Here is a 17,279-nt window from a genome sequence, read left to right as displayed (position 1 = left end):
ATTAAGTCTCCTGCTTGTGTTGGTACGTACAAACGCAATTTCGCCCTTTCTGCTTAGCTTCGTAAAGCGCCTTATCGGCGAAATCGGTAAAAATAGTTGGGTTTTGGGTATCTGTCGCTATGGCGCTGTATACCCCTGCGCTGGTTGTAAATCGAATCGTGGAATCAGCAATGTTTACAGCACATTGTGCAGCGGTTTGACGAACCTGTTCAGCTATCTCTTGTGCGCCTTGTTGATCGGTATTGGGTAGCAAAATCACAAATTCCTCGCCACCATAACGAAAGACTTCATCATGTGGCCGTTTTAAATGTTGCTGTATGCTTTGTGCAAATGCACAAATTGTATGGTCCCCGGCCAAATGCCCATAAACATCGTTGACGCGTTTAAAGTGATCAATATCGAGCATGATGACACTCAACATGGTTTGCTCTCGTCTAGAGCGTCGCACTTCCATCATGAGTCGCTTATCAAAATAACGTCGATTTTTAACTTTGGTGAGTGGGTCTTCCATATTGAGCTTTTCGAGTTCGCGATTTTTCTCTTCCAACTCACGCAACGTCACTTGCAATTCAAAAGTTCGCTCGTCAATACTACTTTCTAGGTCCTCTCTGGCCTGCTCTTGAATGATCAGCTTTTCTTTGAGTAGGGCATCTTCAGCGCGAGTCCTAGCCAGTTTATGCTGTTGCTGCTTGATATGTGCTTCGCGCTCAGCAATATACTGTTTGGCTAAAATGTAGCTTACGTACATGCAAAGAAACAGAGAACATAAATAGGTGACAGGACGCTCCAGTAACGCACCTGAAAGCATCCCCAATTCAAATCCAAATTGATAACACAGTGATATAAGTAGTAACGCGTAAACGCTTATAACGACTAGCTTATGGCTTAATTTATCCGCTTTAGCAAAGAGAGTGATGACACAAAAGTAGATGACCATCGAGATGGAAAAGATATAGGCCAGTTTCATTGCGAGCGAGATGGGCAGTAGGGAGCACGTTATGGTGATGATACTGCCGAAGAGGAGTAAGTATTTAAGTTTGTTATCGACATTATTTGAAGGTGTAACGGGTAAGATGTCACTACGCTGAATTGGGATAAGCAGCAGTGTTGACAGCAGGACTAAAATGCTTTGGCCATATTGTTGCATCCACTGCCAGTCGGTGTATAAGTAGCGATAGCCAAACCCATATAAGTGCACCAACAATAGCCACACACTGGTCAGTAAAAGTGTGCCATGTAAAAAGTACTTACGACGAGTAAAACTATACATCATGAAGTTGGTCGCTATCATGGCAAGAATGAATCCTGCAAGTATGCCGTATATAAGATTAAATTTACTTTTGTATTTTAAATACTCAACAGGATGCCACAAGCTTAATGGGATATTTAAAGCACCATGGTGATGAACGTTTAAATAGACAATGGTTTGAGTCTTTCCAGGTATCTCTAAAGGGATCAACTGCGCTTCATGCTTGATGGGCCTTTGCATAAGGGGCCTACTATCCCCTAAGTCTAACGTCAAAATGGCATGATTGGCCTGCATGATATAGGCTGTAATGCGGTCCAATAAGTTATTGTTGATACTGAGTAACAGAGGGATTTCAACTAGGCTGTCATTTCTTAATACCACTTTAAGCCATACTTGATTATCTACTTCCCCTAGGTTGAGGGCGCCAGCAGCGTGTTGATGCCAAGCGGGATCGCTGGCAAGTAAATCATTAATATTGTTATGCGAGCTTACCGTATAGCTAAATGGAATTGCGGCTTCATGGCGAAATTGAGCATTAAGTGGGTAAGCACTTTGCGCTGTGCTGGGTAGGTCCGTAATATTAGACCAAGCTTTGAAGCCTGTAAGTAGCAACATTAACAGCAGCACAATTCTCATGGCTTTGAGCCCTGTTCAGAGACATTAAACAACGCCATAAAATTCTCTGTGGAATGTCTAGCCACAGCGCTTGGCTCAATGCCTTTAAGGAGTGCAATCTGCTCTGCAACAGCCTGTAAATATGCGGGCTCGTTACGTCTCGATTTGGGTTTTGGTTTCAGTGTACGTGGCAGTAAGTAGGGCGCATCCGTTTCAATTAGGAGTCTATCATCAGGAATATATTGAATGAGCTCTCGAAGCTGTTGACCTCGGCGTTCATCACATACCCAGCCAGTCACACCAATCATCAAACCATAATCTAGGTAGTACTTTAGCGCTTGTTTGTCCCCTGTAAAACAATGCAAGACGCCATTGACCTGTACTTCTGACAACAGTGCTTGTAGGCGCGTGTGGGCGTCTCTTTCATGCAAATACACAGGCATTGACAGCTGCTGCGCCAACCCCAATTGCTCTGAGCATATACGTTCTTGAACAGGCCGAGGTGAAAAATCACGATTGAAATCCAAGCCACACTCGCCAATTGCGACAACCTCGCTTGACTTAGCAATTTCATGTAGCTGCTTGATCAAATCACGTGGGGCATCTTTCGCATCATGGGGGTGCACGCCCACCGTACTGCAAAAGCCGTGAGTTTGTGCCAGCGAAAGGCTAGCGATGCTTGATTCCAAGTCACAACCGATAAGCAGCATATTAGAAATGCCTGCTTCTCTTGCTCTATCAAGCATCTGCTCTCTGTCTTTATCAAACTGAGAGCTGGTTAAGTTAACCCCTGCGTCAATCATTCTGTGTGCACTTACTGTAATCTTTTCACCCTGATAGAACGATTTGAGCCAGCTTTACTCATTAAGTATGAATTAAATGATGCACGCTTAATCGTAATTTTGTCACCTACTTTCGCATAGAATGAATCGCTGCCTATTTGTTTCCAAACGTGATCATTTTCGAGCGTAAATGTGCGTACACCACGAGAAGATACTTTTAATTTGACGACTTTTAAAGTGAGGTTTTCAATGTCCGAAAGCTTTTCTTTAACTTTGTTTTCCAGACCAAATTTTTGTTCTGCAGTTTGTGCTGGTACAACAGGGGCCACAGGCGTTGCTGTAACTTTTGAAGTTACAGTAGAGCTGGCTGTGTGTTGAACGTGTGTATTAGCTGAAGCAACTTTATTGCCAGCCATCGCATCATCAAAGCACACTAAACGCTTTAAGGCGTTTTGAATCGTTGTACATGATTCCAAAGTCGCAATATCAACTGATTTAGCATTGGCATTGGCAGATACAGATAAACCAAGGGCAAGTACGGCAAAAACTTTATTCATTATTGATTTCCTGTTGTTGTGACTTCTTACTATATATTCCCGCTAAAATTATTCCTATTTCGAACAACAACAGCATAGGTAGAGCCAACAGAGTTTGAGATAATACGTCAGGTGGGGTTAGGAACATGGCGACCACAAAAGCCCCAACGACAATGTATGGACGCTTTTCTTTGAGGCCTTGCGTCGTTGCCACGCCGCTCCAGCAGAGCAACATAATGGCAACTGGAATTTCAAAAGCCACACCGAAAGCAAAAAATAATTTTAGGATAAAAGCCAAATAACTGCTGATATCTGGAGATAGCGTCATCATCGACGGCCCCGCAGCAGTTAAAAAGCCCAGAATAATCGGCATAACGACATAGTAGCAAAATGCGATGCCTGCATAGAAAAGTACAATGCTCGATAGCAGTATCGGCATGAGCATGCGCTTCTCATGTTTATATAAACCCGGCGCTAAAAATCCCCACACTTGATGTAAAATGAACGGAAAGGCCAAGAATAAAGAAATAAAGAGAGTGAGCTTGAAGGGGGCAAAAAATGGCGCTGTTACGTCAGTTGCGATCATGGTGCTATTTTCCGGTAAGCTCAATACCAGAGGGTTTGCTACAAACGCATAAATATCATTGGCAAAATATATCAAAGCAACAAATATAACTAGGATGCTAGCCAATGCTCTAATTAATCGGTCTCTAAGTTCAATCAGATGGCCTATAAAGCCACTAGTTGCAGTGTCGGACATGAAAATTCCCGTTACTTCTTCGTGTTTAGTCTTTCTTAGATGTTGAAGCAGCGTTATCTTTATAGCTGTTTTGAACAGACTGAGCCGCTTTTTTTAGTTCATCAACCGACTCTTGTAACTCAGGGGACAAATTGCTCATATCTTGTTGTTCTGCTTTTTTTAGATTTGAATGCAATTCATGAACTCTGAGTTCCTCGTTCACTTCGGCTTTGACGGAATTTGCGACTGACTTGAGCGTTCTTATCCAGCGGCTAACAGTACGTATTGCAACTGGTAATCTCTCCGGTCCCAATACAATTAAGCCGACGACTAGGACAACAACTAGCTCCCACATGCCCATCTAATCACACCTTGTCTTTATCTGTTTCAGTGTTTGCAGCTTTGCTATTTTGTTGGGTCTGGTTTTGCAGTGCTTCGTTGGGTTTGTCTGACTCTTTATTGCTACCTTCTTCATCTGACATGGCGTTTTTAAACCCTTTCACCGCATTCCCCAAGTCACCACCTAAGCCGCGTAGCTTCTTTGTACCAAAAAGTAATACGATGATTGCTAATACAATTAACAATTGCCAAATACTAATACCGCCGAATCCCATAGTTACTCCATTTTTGATGTTATGTGTAAGGTTTAATTTGATTATACGCCGAGCGTGTAAAATATCACCCTGTTTTACGCCATGCACAGACAAAGATCAATAGTGCAACGATTGCACTGGAAATACTCGCACCATGTAGCCCGGCAATGAAGCAAAGGCCTGCAATGATTGCCAAAGTTGAAGCGGCCATACCTAATAAAATACTTTGCAGAGATTGTTTACTCGGGCTGCTCGATACTGCTTGCGGGCGGTGATGTTGGCGCTTTAGATTTTGATAAATCAAGTCTGGCAGCTCTGGCATCTTCTCCGCCCAGAATGGCAGGTTTTGATACATTTTCTTGGCAACCGCCAACGGGCCAACTTGTTCTTTTACCCAGTGCTCTAAAAAGGGCTTTGCAGTTTTCCAAAGATCGAGCTGTGGGTAAAGCTGGCGACCTAGGCCTTCAACATACAACAGTGTCTTTTGTAATAAAACCAGCTGTGGCTGTACTTCCATATTAAAGCGCCTAGCGGTGTTAAATAAGTTGACCAAGACATGACCAAAGGAAATTTCGGCTAGCGGTTTATTGAAAATTGGCTCGCAGACCGTGCGGATGGCAAACTCAAACTCTTCTACGCAGGTATCGGCAGGAACCCAGCCAGAATCCACATGTAGTTGGGCCACTTGGCGATAATCACGATTAAAGAAGGCAATGAAATTTTCCGCAAGGTAACGTTTGTCTTCACGATTAAGCGTGCCGACAATACCACAATCTATGCCGATATATTTTGGGTTATGTGGGGACTCGTATGAGACAAAAATATTGCCCGGGTGCATATCCGCATGGAAGAAGCTATCGCGAAACACTTGGGTAAAAAAGACTTCGACACCGCGCTCAGCAAGGAGCTTCATATCTGTGCCTTGTTCAATGAGCGTGTCTGTATCAGATACTGGGATTCCATAGATGCGTTCCATAACCAATACGTTCTGACGAGAGTACTCACTGTACACTTCAGGAATATAGAGCGCTTCTGAATCCTCAAAGTTACGTCTAAGTTGAATCGCATTTGCCCCCTCACGCATCAGGTCCAGCTCGTCGAGCAAAGTTTTTCGATACTCCCTGACGACTTCTACTGGTCGCAACCTTCTACCTTCGCTGACTAGGCCTGCTAGCAGTTTTGCAAATTGCTCCATGAGCGATAAATCAGCTAGAATTTGTTTCTCGATATCTGGACGAATCACTTTAATGACCACGTCTTTTACGCCATGCTCGGTGTTGAGTTTGGCACTATGTACTTGCGCAATGGAAGCCGATGCTAAAGGTTGTTGATCGAACTGCTCAAACAGTTCGCTAATACCCCCTATTTCGAGTGCTTCTTCAATCAGTTTTTGAGCATCAGTACCACAGAAAGGTTGCACATTATCCTGCAATTCAGCCAGCTCGACTGCCATATCAGGTGGCAGTAGATCTCGTCTGGTTGAGAGCATTTGGCCAAACTTTATCCATACAGGCCCCAACGTTTGCAAGGCAAGTCGCAGCCTAGCACCTTCAGATTTTTCGGTGTGTTTATTGGGTAGCCAAAAGAGTAATTTTCGCAATAGCTTGGCATACCAGGGCTGCAGTTGCTGCGGGAGTAATTCATCTAGCCCATAGTTGAGAAAAGTTTTACCAATTTGGTAGAGGCGAGCAATGGACAATTCCAGCTCCTTAATAATTAGTCGAATAGTGCGTTGATACGTTGCTCAAGCGCTGCCAATTGCTGTGACAATGCTCTTGTCTGCGATTTATATTGCTGCAGTTCGAGCGGATGAATAGAGACGTTAAGCTCATCTTGGCAAAGTTGCGTGAAAACGTGTTGAAAAGTATCACAGTGCTGCGTCGCTCGCGCCTTCCCGTTGCTGAGGCTGGTTACAAAGTGTTGTGCACCGGCATCACCTAAATACCCAGAGAGGTGTTCAGCCCAATCAATTTGTAAGTTCGAAAAAGCTTTACTGTAGGCTTGAGCGAGATGTATATCCCCTTCTAAATCGAGTTTATTTGCGCGTATTAGACGGGTCAATTGGCTTGGGTCTTTAAGTTCTGGCACGGTTTCCAGTGAGGTTGTTATGTGGCAGTCTGCACTGTCATGGTAGTTACCATACACAAAGCAATGTTCACCATTGTAATGAAATGCGCATGACACATTTAAATCAGTTAAGGTCAAAGCCAAAACTCGGTGCTCTGCACTGCGAAGATCCTCTTTTAGTGATGGCTCTAACGCAAGTAACCGATTCACCGCTTGTTCGGCAATCGCCGTCAATACAGATATCCACATAACTTAAATCCTTCGGACTAGTACTTAAATCCTCTGTGCAGCGCGACAATGCCGCCAGTAAAGTTTTGGTAGCTTGCCTGTTCAAAACCAGCTTCTTCCATCATCCCTTTCAATGTTTCCTGATCTGGATGCATGCGGATCGACTCTGCTAGATAGCGATACGACTCACTGTCGTTGGCAACCAACTTACCCATGGTGGGTAGAATATTAAACGAATAGAAATCGTATAATTTAGACAACGCTTCGTTATCTGTTTTTGAGAACTCTAGTACAAGCAGTCTACCGCCTGGCTTGAGTACTCGATACATTGAACGTAATGCTTCATTTTTGTCGGTAACATTTCGCAGGCCGAACGCTATCGTAATGACATCAATGCTATTGTCTGGAAATGGTAAAGCCTGTGCATTCATCTGCACATACTCGATATTGTTGACTAGGCCTAAGTCACGCAGTTTGTCTCTGCCGACTTTAAGCATGGAGTCATTGATGTCACCAAGGATAACTTGACCAGTATCCCCAACCAGTTGACTGAATTTGGCTGTTAAATCACCTGTGCCACCTGCAAGGTCCAAAACTCTATGGCCTTTACGTACGCCCGAACATGCAATGGTTTGACGCTTCCACAAACGGTGAATACCGAATGACATAAAGTCATTCATGATGTCATATTTAGCTGCGACAGAGTGAAAAACATCTGCAACCAGTGACTCTTTTTGATTGGACTCGATAGTTTTATAACCAAAGTGTGTGGTATCGTGATTTTCTTCTTTCATGTTGGCCTTGCTGACACAGTTTAGGTGCGCATAGTGTACTTGATAGGGATGCATTGGCGCAATTTATAGTGACAGTATTTAGACAATTATTTATTGATTTGGATGCTATAAAATGGCACCCGAAATATAACAATCTCGGCCAAGCGCTTGCGCTTTTTGCGCCGCAAATGATGCTTTGTTTGCCAGCTCGTTGAAATCTACTTCAGCTTGTCGTTTGGCAATGCCTACTGCCAGTTGCAATTCAGGGAATTGAATGTTGCCGCGATTACTAATGAATTTTAGCTTTTGTATTCCTTTGCGTATTTTTGCAGCGATGATCTGTGCTGTTTCTGGTTCAATATCTGCTAAAAGAATGGTGAACTCTTGCTTGCCGGTGCGCCCTGGTATGCCACTTTCTACAACGTACTTTTTAATTTTTTGGGCGATTCTTTGTAGCACGGCCTCACCAATAACATCGCCATATTTCGCGGTAAATTCTTCTAAGTTATCGACTTGGATTGAAATGGCGCACAGTGCTTTGTCTTGATCAAGCCACAGTTCAGCTTTTTGACTCAAATAGTGACGTTTGTATAACCCAGTATGTGGGTCGATAAGACGTTGTTTGCGGATTTCTCCTAAGGCCCGATGCTGTTCTTTTTGCGTTTTCCTGGCTTTTTGAAGGCTTACTTTAAAGCGTTGTTGTTGTTCTAATAAGCGTTCGGTATGCAGCGAGAACTCGGCCAGAATCTGTTTGCTGCTAGCGGGCTCTTGATTGCTGAGTGCGTGACTACAATTTTGGATATGCCGCCTAAATTGCGTAATACTTTGTTGTGAGCGAGCAGTTGAAACCGCGAGTTCATCAATAACGTTATCCACCTCTTTCAGCACTGCTAGTTCAGCCTGATGTTCGGCGTAAACGAATTCAAAATAAAGCTGTTCGATATAGACGTTGTCAATTGCAATGCCGTTGCGCAGATCTCTATCTAAGCGTTCAGCTAAATCGGGGTTGCTACGGCTAATATAAGTATAGGTGACCTGGTAATTTAACGGGGTAGGAGGAAGCTGATGGAGTTCCAAAAAATGGCAGACTTTCGTCATTTTTTCTTGCGCTAGCGCCATTGGGTCATGGAACATCATGTACTTATTTACCACAAATTACAGTTTATATAGAAGCGCTAATATCCTTTGCCGTGGGTCATGATTTCATCCTAGTTGAAGAGTGGCTACATTAATCGCAATTGCGACAATTTAAAAGTAAAATTTGCGTTTTTAGAGCGGAAAATATATACATTTAATCTTGTTAGCTGAATTTATCGACAACTTTGCCTAAAGCACATTACTTTGTTCACTATCTAGTCGCATAACTGTGATGCTTGGTCGATTATATTTGCATCTTGATAATAGGCTTAGTTAAGGTGCAAGCCCCAGCGAATGTTAAGGAACCCGGCAGTGTTTAATTCACTTCGAAAACCTCTCAGTGCAATTGTGTTAGCACTTACTTTGTCAGCGTGCCAGAGCACGACAAATGATCCAAATAAAACTTACTCACAACTTGCTGATAAAGTTATGGACTTTCGAGCTCAGCAGGATGAAGAAAGTTTGACAAATATCAATGCTGAGTACCTGTTGTCTAACTTAACACCCGAGCATTTAGCAGCGGTTAATCAACAAAGAGTGCGCTTTTTGGCGCAGCTTGACAATATTGATCAATCCCAATTAAGTGAAGAGAATAAGATAAACTTTGCGATATTACGTGCTCAAATTCAAAACGAAGTTGACTTATTTCACTTTAAAGATCACTACGTACCTTTGTCCTCGGAATATGGGTTTCACAGTGAACTACAATTTATGATCCAAAGTCAGGATTACAGCACTAAACTGGGGTATCAGCTGTTTATCGAGCGAATGAAGCAACTGCCAAGGTTTTTCGACCAGAATATATACTGGATGAAGCAAGGACTCAGCATAGGCTTGACGCAGCCTAAAGTCGTGCTCAAGGGTTTTGAAGACAGCATCATGGCGTTTGTTGCACATGGCGATGATATTGAAAAGTCACCTTACTTTGCCCCGTTTTTAAACAACCAAGCGAACTTACCAGCCCAAGAGTTTTTAGCGCTGCAGCGTGAAGCAAAGCAAGTGATAGAGGCGTATGTTAACCCTGCCTACCTGAAGTACAACGACTTCTTTGTGAATGTGTACCGACCTAACGCAAGAGAGAACATTGCTTGGTCAAGCGTGCCTGATGGCAAGGCATTCTATGTAAATCGTGCCAAGCACTTTACAACAACGCAGATGACCCCTAAAGAAATTCACGAATTGGGGCTGAATGAAGTGGCGCGCATTCGCAGTGAAATGAATCGCATCATAGAGCAAGTTGGATTTGAAGGCAGTTTCGCAGAGTTTGTCCACTTTTTGCGAACTGACCCCCAATTTTATGCAAAAACGCCAATAGAATTATTGAAGGAAGCTTCGTTTATCGCCAAGAAAATGGATGCAAAGCTGCCTCAATTATTCCATACACTGCCTCGTCTACCCTATGGCGTTGCACCCGTGCCCGACAGTATTGCGCCAAAATTTACAACCGGGCGCTATTTTGGACCAAGTAATGAAACGGATGCCGGCTATTATTGGGTGAATACGTATGCCTTGGACAAAAGGCCGCTCTATGTTTTAGAAGCACTGACATTACATGAAGGTGTACCTGGACATCATTTGCAGATCTCTTTAAATGCTGAGTTGACACATTTGCCTGCTTATAGACAAAGCGAGTATATCTCTGCTTTTGGTGAGGGCTGGGGCTTATATGCGGAATACCTAGGCATTGAAGCCGGTTTTTACCAAGACCCTTACAGTGATTTTGGGCGATTGACCTATGAAATGTGGCGTGCCGCGCGTTTAGTGGTGGATACTGGGGTGCATATGTTTGGCTGGACACGCGAGCAGGTCATGCAATTTATGCAAGACAACACGGCCTTGTCATTACACAATGTTAAAACTGAAACGGATCGCTATATCTCATGGCCTGGACAAGCTCTGTCTTATAAAGTGGGTGAATTAACCATCAAGCGCTTAAGAGCAAAGGCTGAGACGGAACTAGGAGAGGCATTTGATGTGAGGGAGTTCCACCATCAAGTCCTTAAAAATGGTTCGGTGCCGCTTTTTGTACTTGAAGCGCAAATAGACAAATACATCGCGTACACCTTGCAGTCAAAATAGTGTTAACTATAAAAAAGCCGCTTCAAGCGGCTTTTTTATTAAAGGCTAATGTACAAAACTGATGATGAGTTGATAGAAGTCATCGATTGAGCGACAGGCTTTAGCATTTAAGAGTAATTGTTCACCGAGTTGCAAAGCTTGTTTCTGAGCGACTAAGCGTTGTGCGTCATCCTCGATTTCTGCAATATCAGCAACATGGGCCAGTCCAATCGTACGACGGATGAGTTCTGTGCCACAGTAGCCCATGGCATCTTGTAATACTTCCTGTAAAAATAGATCCAAATAACCCGGTGCCTGTAAGGCCAAATCACGCGTATGTTGCTGTGCTAGTGCATGCCATTGCTGTTCAAATTGTTGTAGACAGACGGAAATTGTGTTGAGCAGATAAGAGTGAACATCTCGTCGTTTTGGAATCTCTTTGATCCGTCCGTTTTGAGCGCAATAGTTGAGCAGTAAGTTGCCTATGAACGAGCCCAAGTCAAAGCCAATCGGTCCAAAAAAGCCAAATTCTGGATCGATTAATTTGGTGTTGCCATCACTCACGAATATGCTTCCAGTATGCACATCCCCATGAAGCAGTGTTTGAGGCGATGAAAAAAACTTTGCTTTTAGTCGAGCGACAATGCAAAGCAAAGTTGTATTTTGTCTGAGTTGATTAACTTGCTCTGTTAATTCGGCTGGGTAATCATTACGCTCACATTCTCGATAGGGGTCATCAAAAAACAACTCTTCAGTGATTGCACATAGCTCTGGATTAGTAAAGTTATGAATTTGAGACTTTTTTTCTTGTGGGCTGAGGTAAAAGTCGGAGTGATAAAAGCCAGTCGTAGCGAGATATTGGGCAACATCTCGGCCTAGATTCTCGAATGTTCGACCCGCAATGAGCTCGGCACGTAAAATCGCCATAGCACCTAAATCTTCTAAAATGGTTGCAGCTTTATTGCTGTCATGATGAAGGACTTTGGCTGTATGGGCAGGACAAACATTACCATGGCGTTGCAATACATGAGCTTCAATTCGCGCTCTGTCTAATGTCAGTGGCCAGCTCTCACCCACGCATCGGGCGTAAGGCAATGCCTGCTTCAATATCACGCTATTGTTATTTGTGTCTGCAACTCTAAATACGAGGTTAAGGTTACCATCTCCAAATTCATAGCAAGTTAGCTCTGCATTTTCAGAAAAGAACAACCCAAGTGACTTGACGTAATCGAGTGCAGTCTCGTTATTGAAGGCGGCGTATTTACTCACGGTCATTTACCTAAAAGTTATCGTTTATTTTAGCATTCTATATTTTTAAGCGTTTAGATGTCTATACATCTTTAGATCTTTATGTAGAATGCAATTGAGTCATGATTGGTGGTCAAACGTAAGCGAGAAATATGAAAGAGCTCATCGGTGCAAGCCTGAAGTACCAAGCTGGAAAATTACAGGTGTTAGATCAATATCTATTGCCACATGAGGAGGTTTGGCATGTATGTCGAGATGTGGAAAACATGCAAAGTCTTATCAATAATTTACAGGTTAGGGGGGCGCCTTTAATCGGGTTGGCTGCCACGTTGTTGGTAGCCTATTTGGCTGAGCAGGAGGCTACTCGTGAGGAACTCAGAGAAGCCATTGATGCATTAGAAGCCACCCGCCCGACGGCGGTTAACTTGAAACACTGTATGGATTGTCTGCGACACGCACTGCAACAAGATGACTTTGTTGGCGAGATTGTATTTCGTGCAGAACAGTTGTTTGAGGAAGACGTTGCCTTGTGCCAACGGATTGCTGAACACGGTGTGGCTCTGGTTGATGCTTCTGACAATATTCTCACCCACTGTAATACAGGGGCATTGGCAACGGCAGGTATTGGCACTGCACTCGGAGTTATTTTTACCGCTGCGCAAAAGTACGGCAATATCCATGTGTGGGTCGATGAGACGCGCCCTTTGTTGCAAGGGGGTCGTTTAACAGCCTATGAGCTTGAGCGATGGAAAATTCCCTATACGTTGCTGTGCGACAACATGGCTGCAACTTTAATGGCCGCGGGCAAAGTGGACAAGATTTTTGTCGGGGCAGACCGCATTGCAGCGAATGGTGATTTTGCCAATAAAGTGGGGACCTATAATTTAGCGGTTTTAGCTAACTATCACAACATCCCGTTTTATGTGGTGGCACCAAAAACGACATTTGACGCACAGTGTGCCCACGGTGGAGAGATCGAGATTGAACAGCGCAACGCTTCAGAAGTGACGGGGGTGAGTGGGAGTTTTGGTGCGTGTCAGTGGGCACCCGATCGCACGTCGGTGTTTAACCCAGCGTTTGATGTTACACCTGCGAGTTTAGTGACAGCGTGGGTTTTTGATAGTGGAATTTACAACCAACCAGCGTTTAGTTCCGTTTAACTCGCGACTGAGAGGTGGCGAGTGGGCTGTGTAGAGATAGTCAAGACATTACTCGCTGCCAAATTGTAGATAAGTAGTTTTTTACCCCTGAACAGAGGTAGGATGAGCCCTTCGAATCTTATATAAGGGACTCAATTATGATACGACTATTCAGTATTATTGTATTGTTGGGTGTAACCGTTAGTGCCAGTGCAGCGCAATCTCCTTCAGCTGCGACCACAACCCCTACCCCAATTGAACACTTTAGTAAAGGCAGTGAGTATACCAATGTAAAGTTGTCGCCAGGTGGTGAATACATTAGTTTCATCTCTAAAGTTGAAGGCAAAAATATTTTAGGCGTGTTACAAGTAAAGGATTACAGTCTACTGTCTGCGATTCGGTTTGAAAGTAACGCCCAAGTTGGTAATTACCATTGGGTGAATGATGAGCGCCTTGTCATTGAAAAGCAGTACGTAAAAGGCTGGACAGACCACCCAGACTATTATGGTGAACTATACAGTGTCAATGCAAATGGTAAATCTGGCCGCTATCTAGCTGGCTATCAAGGGGAAGGGCAAACAGGCACTCGGATCCAAAAAGGCACCGCATTATATGGCACTTCCTTTGTTTTAGATCCGCTCATTAATGATGAGCGGCACATGTTGATTTATACCTATCCTTGGAATGGTTCAAAAGAACCGACAATGCAAATTTACAAAGTCAATGTGAAATCTGGTAAGCGCAATATGATTACACGCGCGCCAAAAAAGAACGCAGATTTTCTAACTGATCACGAAGGAAATGTCCGTTTTGCGACCGCAACAGATGACTTTGTTACCGGTGAAATATATCAAAAGATTAAAGGAAAAAGTGGCTGGCAAACGCTGGCGTTGAAGACGCCTTTACAGAATATGCGGTTACATGCACTAGATGGCAGTGGCGATGGGCTTTATGTCACAGGCTCCGAAAATGGCGAGCCTGATGGCCTGTATAAGCTTTCCTTGTCGACGCAAGCGCTCTCCTTAATCTACAAGGATAAAGAAGTATCACCGAGTAAAATATGGGTTGATCCAGTCAGTAAAAAGCTATTCGCTATCGAGCTCGATCCAGGTTATCCAACCTACGCATTTACCGATGAAAATGTGCCACTCAGCGCGAGTATCAAATCGTTATTGCAAAGTATAGAGGGTCATCAATTACGCCTGATCAGCTCAACGCGCAGTGGTGACAAACACTTGGTGCTAGCGACGAATGATCGCAACCCAGGTGATTACTATCTCTACGACCAAACAAAGAAAAAGCTGCAATACTTATTCTCGACACGTATTTGGATAGACCCTGCTCATATGGCAGAAACCAAACCGATAAAGTTTAAGAATCGCGATGGAATGGACATTCATGGCTATTTAACACTGCCAAATAACAAACCGCATAAAAACTTACCTTTGGTGGTGATGCCGCACGGCGGCCCCCATGGCCCCAGAGATTACTGGGACTATGATACCGAGTCGCAGTTGCTCGCAAGTCGAGGCATGGCGGTGCTTAGAGTGAATTTTCGAGGTTCAGGTGGTTATGGGTTGAATTTTGAGTTCGCAGGGCATCGTGAGTGGGGCCGAAAAATTCAACATGATATTTTAGATGGCGTTGATTACGTTGTGGAAGCAGGGTACGCAAACGCTGAAAATATGTGCATTATGGGTTCCAGTTTTGGTGGCTATTCGGCAATGCAAAGTGCCATTATCGCGCCAGATAAGTTTCAATGTGCCATTGGTGTCGTCGGTATTTACGATTTACCTATGATGTTTGAAGAGGGTGACACGTCGAGAGTCAGTGCAGGCATTAAATATTTGAAAGCAGTTTTAGGTGAAGATGAAAAGGCTTTGGTACAATTTTCGCCAGCACGTAATGCGGATAAAATAAACGCACCGGTTTTGATCGTGCATGGTGGCGATGATGAACGCGCGCCTATCGAACATGCTGAGGCAATGATCAATGCATTGAAAAAGGCCAATAAACCTTACGAATATTATTTGCTTGAAAATGAAGGGCATGGTTTTTATAAAGCAGAGCACCGCTTGGCTTACTATCAAACCGTATTGGCTTTTTTAGATAAACATTTAGAGCTTTAGTCCTCGCAGCCTAAATTTTGCATATGCGCCACTTATACATGGGTAGCGCATATGTAAAGACGTTAATCTAATAATGGGAATTGTGTGGCGATATTTGAACCCGTTTCCTTCGCCACCCAACCTTCTGTGTTATTGAATAAACGAATAGCTGTAAATTCTGGGTCACTGCCCATATCAAACCAATGTGGTGTGTTTTTTGGTACAGAGATTAAATCGCCTTGCTGACACAGCACCTGATACACTTTGCTCTCTATATGAAGACAGAAGAGCCCTTGTCCAGCAACAAAAAAACGCACTTCGTCTTCATTGTGGGTATGCTCGAATAAAAACTTTTCCCTTAGACTCGCTGCATTTGGGTTGCCTCTTTGTAGCGCGATGACATCGACCGTCTGGTATCCGCCAAGCTGTTTCAGACGAATGATGTCGTTGTTATACGCATGCAAAATCTCTGAATCTAAAGCATTATCTGCGAGTATTTTGGTCGCTTGCCATTGCTCAAAATGGACGCCGACAGCTTCTAGTTCAGCACTAATGGCTACGGGGTCACTGCTCTCAAAAAGCAGTTCTGTGGGGGGGGTATCACGGTAGATATGTAATTGGCTCATTTATATTCTCTCACTGTCAAACTGCTCAAAACTGGCTATGAATGGGTGCGCTTGGCTTTGTGACTGGTTGTCTCGCCATAGTTGTAAGGTTTGCAACCCGGCTTGTTTAGCTGCATCTAGCTCTTCGACGACATCACTGAGAAACAGAACTTCATGAGACTCGAACGGGATCTGATTAACGATGTTCTGATATGACAACGAAGACTGTTTGTGGCCAACTTTTGTATCAAAATAGTTAGTAAATAGTGGGCGAATATCGCCGTAGTCCGAATGCGCAAACAACAGCTGTTGCGCTTTTACCGAACCGGACGAGTAGACATAGAGTGCGGAGCCTGCTTGATGCTGCTGCTGCAAATACTGATAAGCGTCTGGATAAATATGACCTGTAAAATCACCTTGTTGATAACCTGTTTGCCATATTAACCCCTGTAATTGCTTTAAAGGTGTGATTTTTAAATCTGCATCAATCCATGATAGCAAGGTGTCTATCACCGTCTCCAAGCTGGCTGTAGGCTGCGCAATTTCCTGTTTAACTGCCTCTATTTGTGCCTGAATAATAGGATCACTTTCGTTACAACGCACAAACGCGGGCAAGTGCTTTGCAGCATATGGGAAGAGCACCTCTTTCACGAAAGATATTCGCGTAATGGTCCCTTCTATATCTGTCAGGATGGCTTTGATCATTTACTCGACCCCTCTAATTTTATTCTTTCTAACTCACAGGCAAACAAGAATTCTAACCCTTCAATATGACGGCGTGTTTCGAAAACACTGTTGCCTAAGGCGTATAAACCGTGACCCCGGATCAACACACCATGACGAATAGGGTCAACTTGGTGGTGTTTAGCGACTCGCTCGGCAAGTGCTGAAATATCTTGGTCATTGTCAAAAATGGCAATAGAGAGCGTGTCTAGGTGACTATGGATACCTGCGAGAGATTTTTGCATTTCATAACCTGTGACAGTAAATCGCTCGCCACTGATAAATCGAGAAAGAACCGTCGCTGCCACCGAATGTGTATGCAAGATACACCCTGAATTGGGTTGTAATTCATAGAGTTTTAGATGGAGCGCGGTCTCTGCTGAGGGCTTTCCATCTCCCGATATGATATTACCTGATTGATCTAGCTCTAAAAATTGCTCTGGTGTTAATTGCCCCTTGTCAAACCCACTGGCCGTGACCACGAATCCATTATCTGTTTTAATGGAGAAATTACCGCCAGTTGCTGGGACCCAACCTTGCTGGCTTACCCAGCGACCAGCATCAATAAGCGCTTGTTTTGCTGCCTTTGTTTGCATATTCGATCTACCTAATAGGTTTGGACGGCTATACTTCTATTTGAGGCAATGATAGCATCGCTTTAACGCCTACGCCATATTCA

General features: G+C 43.8%; 17 protein-coding genes. 3 read left to right on the top strand and 14 right to left on the bottom strand.

Annotated elements, in window-relative coordinates; genetic code table 11:
• Window position 1: 1 nt before the first annotated feature.
• From A7985_RS22985 to A7985_RS22940, 10 genes are all read right to left on the bottom strand, one after another.
• Window positions 2-1,885 carry a sensor domain-containing diguanylate cyclase gene (locus A7985_RS22985; RefSeq protein WP_065792756.1) on the bottom strand — a complete coding sequence of 628 codons (1,884 nt, stop codon included), beginning with the start codon at window positions 1,883-1,885 and terminating at the stop codon, window positions 2-4.
• Window positions 1,882-2,667, bottom strand: coding sequence for a TatD family hydrolase (locus tag A7985_RS22980; protein WP_065792755.1), 786 nt, complete (start codon window positions 2,665-2,667; stop codon window positions 1,882-1,884). Before A7985_RS22980 ends, A7985_RS22985 begins: the two co-directional genes overlap by 4 nt.
• An 11-nt stretch (window positions 2,668-2,678) precedes the next feature.
• Window positions 2,679-3,203, bottom strand: a complete 525-nt coding sequence (locus tag A7985_RS22975; protein ID WP_065792754.1) for a hypothetical protein — start codon at window positions 3,201-3,203, stop codon at window positions 2,679-2,681.
• Entirely contained in the window at window positions 3,196-3,942 is a 747-nt protein-coding gene (tatC, locus tag A7985_RS22970) for a twin-arginine translocase subunit TatC (RefSeq protein ID WP_065792753.1), read from the bottom strand. The genes A7985_RS22975 and tatC overlap by 8 nt, the downstream gene beginning before the upstream one ends.
• 25 nt (window positions 3,943-3,967) lie before the next feature.
• Window positions 3,968-4,282, bottom strand: coding sequence for a Sec-independent protein translocase protein TatB (tatB, locus tag A7985_RS22965; protein WP_065792752.1), 315 nt, complete (start codon window positions 4,280-4,282; stop codon window positions 3,968-3,970).
• Between the two features lie 4 nt (window positions 4,283-4,286).
• The gene (tatA, locus tag A7985_RS22960) at window positions 4,287-4,535 is read right to left on the bottom strand and encodes a Sec-independent protein translocase subunit TatA (protein ID WP_065792751.1); all 249 of its coding nucleotides are present in this window, start codon (window positions 4,533-4,535) and stop codon (window positions 4,287-4,289) included.
• 64 nt (window positions 4,536-4,599) lie between these two features.
• Window positions 4,600-6,213, bottom strand: coding sequence for a ubiquinone biosynthesis regulatory protein kinase UbiB (ubiB, locus tag A7985_RS22955; protein WP_065792750.1), 1,614 nt, complete (start codon window positions 6,211-6,213; stop codon window positions 4,600-4,602).
• Window positions 6,214-6,230: 17 nt separating this feature from the next.
• A complete protein-coding gene (locus A7985_RS22950; RefSeq protein ID WP_065792749.1) occupies window positions 6,231-6,830 on the bottom strand; it encodes a ubiquinone biosynthesis accessory factor UbiJ in 600 nt (199 codons plus the stop codon).
• Between the two features lie 17 nt (window positions 6,831-6,847).
• Window positions 6,848-7,603, bottom strand: coding sequence for a bifunctional demethylmenaquinone methyltransferase/2-methoxy-6-polyprenyl-1,4-benzoquinol methylase UbiE (gene ubiE / locus A7985_RS22945; RefSeq protein WP_065792748.1), 756 nt, complete (start codon window positions 7,601-7,603; stop codon window positions 6,848-6,850).
• 105 nt (window positions 7,604-7,708) lie between these two features.
• Window positions 7,709-8,719 carry a GGDEF domain-containing protein gene (locus tag A7985_RS22940; RefSeq protein ID WP_065792805.1) on the bottom strand — a complete coding sequence of 337 codons (1,011 nt, stop codon included), beginning with the start codon at window positions 8,717-8,719 and terminating at the stop codon, window positions 7,709-7,711.
• 294 nt (window positions 8,720-9,013) lie between these two features.
• On the opposite strand from A7985_RS22940, the gene A7985_RS22935 reads away from it, so the two are divergent.
• Window positions 9,014-10,798 carry a DUF885 domain-containing protein gene (locus tag A7985_RS22935; protein ID WP_065792747.1) on the top strand — a complete coding sequence of 595 codons (1,785 nt, stop codon included), beginning with the start codon at window positions 9,014-9,016 and terminating at the stop codon, window positions 10,796-10,798.
• 45 nt (window positions 10,799-10,843) lie between these two features.
• On the opposite strand, the gene mtnK is transcribed toward A7985_RS22935, so the two are convergent.
• A complete protein-coding gene (gene mtnK, locus A7985_RS22930) occupies window positions 10,844-12,046 on the bottom strand; it encodes an S-methyl-5-thioribose kinase (protein ID WP_065792804.1) in 1,203 nt (400 codons plus the stop codon).
• Between the two features lie 131 nt (window positions 12,047-12,177).
• Here mtnK and mtnA point away from each other — a divergent pair, with 131 nt between their 5' ends.
• Entirely contained in the window at window positions 12,178-13,185 is a 1,008-nt protein-coding gene (gene mtnA / locus A7985_RS22925; protein ID WP_065792746.1) for an S-methyl-5-thioribose-1-phosphate isomerase, read from the top strand.
• Window positions 13,186-13,322: 137 nt separating this feature from the next.
• A complete protein-coding gene (locus A7985_RS22920; RefSeq protein WP_065792745.1) occupies window positions 13,323-15,293 on the top strand; it encodes an alpha/beta hydrolase family protein in 1,971 nt (656 codons plus the stop codon).
• 62 nt (window positions 15,294-15,355) lie between these two features.
• On the opposite strand, the gene A7985_RS22915 is transcribed toward A7985_RS22920, so the two are convergent.
• Genes A7985_RS22915 through A7985_RS22905 form a run of 3 tightly spaced genes read right to left on the bottom strand, consistent with a single transcriptional unit; the run spans window position 15,356 to window position 17,196 of the window.
• Window positions 15,356-15,898 (bottom strand): 1,2-dihydroxy-3-keto-5-methylthiopentene dioxygenase, encoded by a 543-nt coding sequence (locus tag A7985_RS22915; protein ID WP_065792744.1) that lies wholly within the window; start codon window positions 15,896-15,898, stop codon window positions 15,356-15,358.
• The gene (gene mtnC, locus A7985_RS22910) at window positions 15,899-16,582 is read right to left on the bottom strand and encodes an acireductone synthase (protein ID WP_065792743.1); all 684 of its coding nucleotides are present in this window, start codon (window positions 16,580-16,582) and stop codon (window positions 15,899-15,901) included.
• Entirely contained in the window at window positions 16,579-17,196 is a 618-nt protein-coding gene (locus A7985_RS22905) for a methylthioribulose 1-phosphate dehydratase (protein ID WP_065792742.1), read from the bottom strand. The genes mtnC and A7985_RS22905 overlap by 4 nt, the downstream gene beginning before the upstream one ends.
• Window positions 17,197-17,279 lie beyond the last annotated feature (83 nt).

It is taken from the genome of Pseudoalteromonas luteoviolacea, from assembly GCF_001696455.1.
Lineage (GTDB): Bacteria > Pseudomonadota > Gammaproteobacteria > Enterobacterales > Alteromonadaceae > Pseudoalteromonas > Pseudoalteromonas luteoviolacea_C.
This window is presented reverse-complemented; position numbering and strand designations above follow the sequence as displayed.

Bases quoted from the DNA above. Each gene is read 5' to 3' on its own strand.
- ubiE (WP_065792748.1), bottom strand. From the start codon at position 7,603: ATGAAAGAAGAAAATCACGATACCACACACTTTGGTTATAAAACTATC.
- tatB (WP_065792752.1), bottom strand. From the start codon at position 4,282: ATGGGCATGTGGGAGCTAGTTGTTGTCCTAGTCGTCGGCTTAATTGTA.
- A7985_RS22980 (WP_065792755.1), bottom strand. From the start codon at position 2,667: ATGATTGACGCAGGGGTTAACTTAACCAGCTCTCAGTTTGATAAAGAC.
- A7985_RS22940 (WP_065792805.1), bottom strand. From the start codon at position 8,719: ATGATGTTCCATGACCCAATGGCGCTAGCGCAAGAAAAAATGACGAAA.
- mtnA (WP_065792746.1), top strand. From the start codon at position 12,178: ATGAAAGAGCTCATCGGTGCAAGCCTGAAGTACCAAGCTGGAAAATTA.
- A7985_RS22985 (WP_065792756.1), bottom strand. From the start codon at position 1,885: ATGAGAATTGTGCTGCTGTTAATGTTGCTACTTACAGGCTTCAAAGCT.
- mtnC (WP_065792743.1), bottom strand. From the start codon at position 16,582: ATGATCAAAGCCATCCTGACAGATATAGAAGGGACCATTACGCGAATA.
- A7985_RS22915 (WP_065792744.1), bottom strand. From the start codon at position 15,898: ATGAGCCAATTACATATCTACCGTGATACCCCCCCCACAGAACTGCTT.
- tatA (WP_065792751.1), bottom strand. From the start codon at position 4,535: ATGGGATTCGGCGGTATTAGTATTTGGCAATTGTTAATTGTATTAGCA.
- A7985_RS22950 (WP_065792749.1), bottom strand. From the start codon at position 6,830: ATGTGGATATCTGTATTGACGGCGATTGCCGAACAAGCGGTGAATCGG.
- A7985_RS22935 (WP_065792747.1), top strand. From the start codon at position 9,014: ATGTTAAGGAACCCGGCAGTGTTTAATTCACTTCGAAAACCTCTCAGT.
- A7985_RS22905 (WP_065792742.1), bottom strand. From the start codon at position 17,196: ATGCAAACAAAGGCAGCAAAACAAGCGCTTATTGATGCTGGTCGCTGG.
- A7985_RS22920 (WP_065792745.1), top strand. From the start codon at position 13,323: ATGATACGACTATTCAGTATTATTGTATTGTTGGGTGTAACCGTTAGT.
- A7985_RS22975 (WP_065792754.1), bottom strand. From the start codon at position 3,203: ATGAATAAAGTTTTTGCCGTACTTGCCCTTGGTTTATCTGTATCTGCC.
- tatC (WP_065792753.1), bottom strand. From the start codon at position 3,942: ATGTCCGACACTGCAACTAGTGGCTTTATAGGCCATCTGATTGAACTT.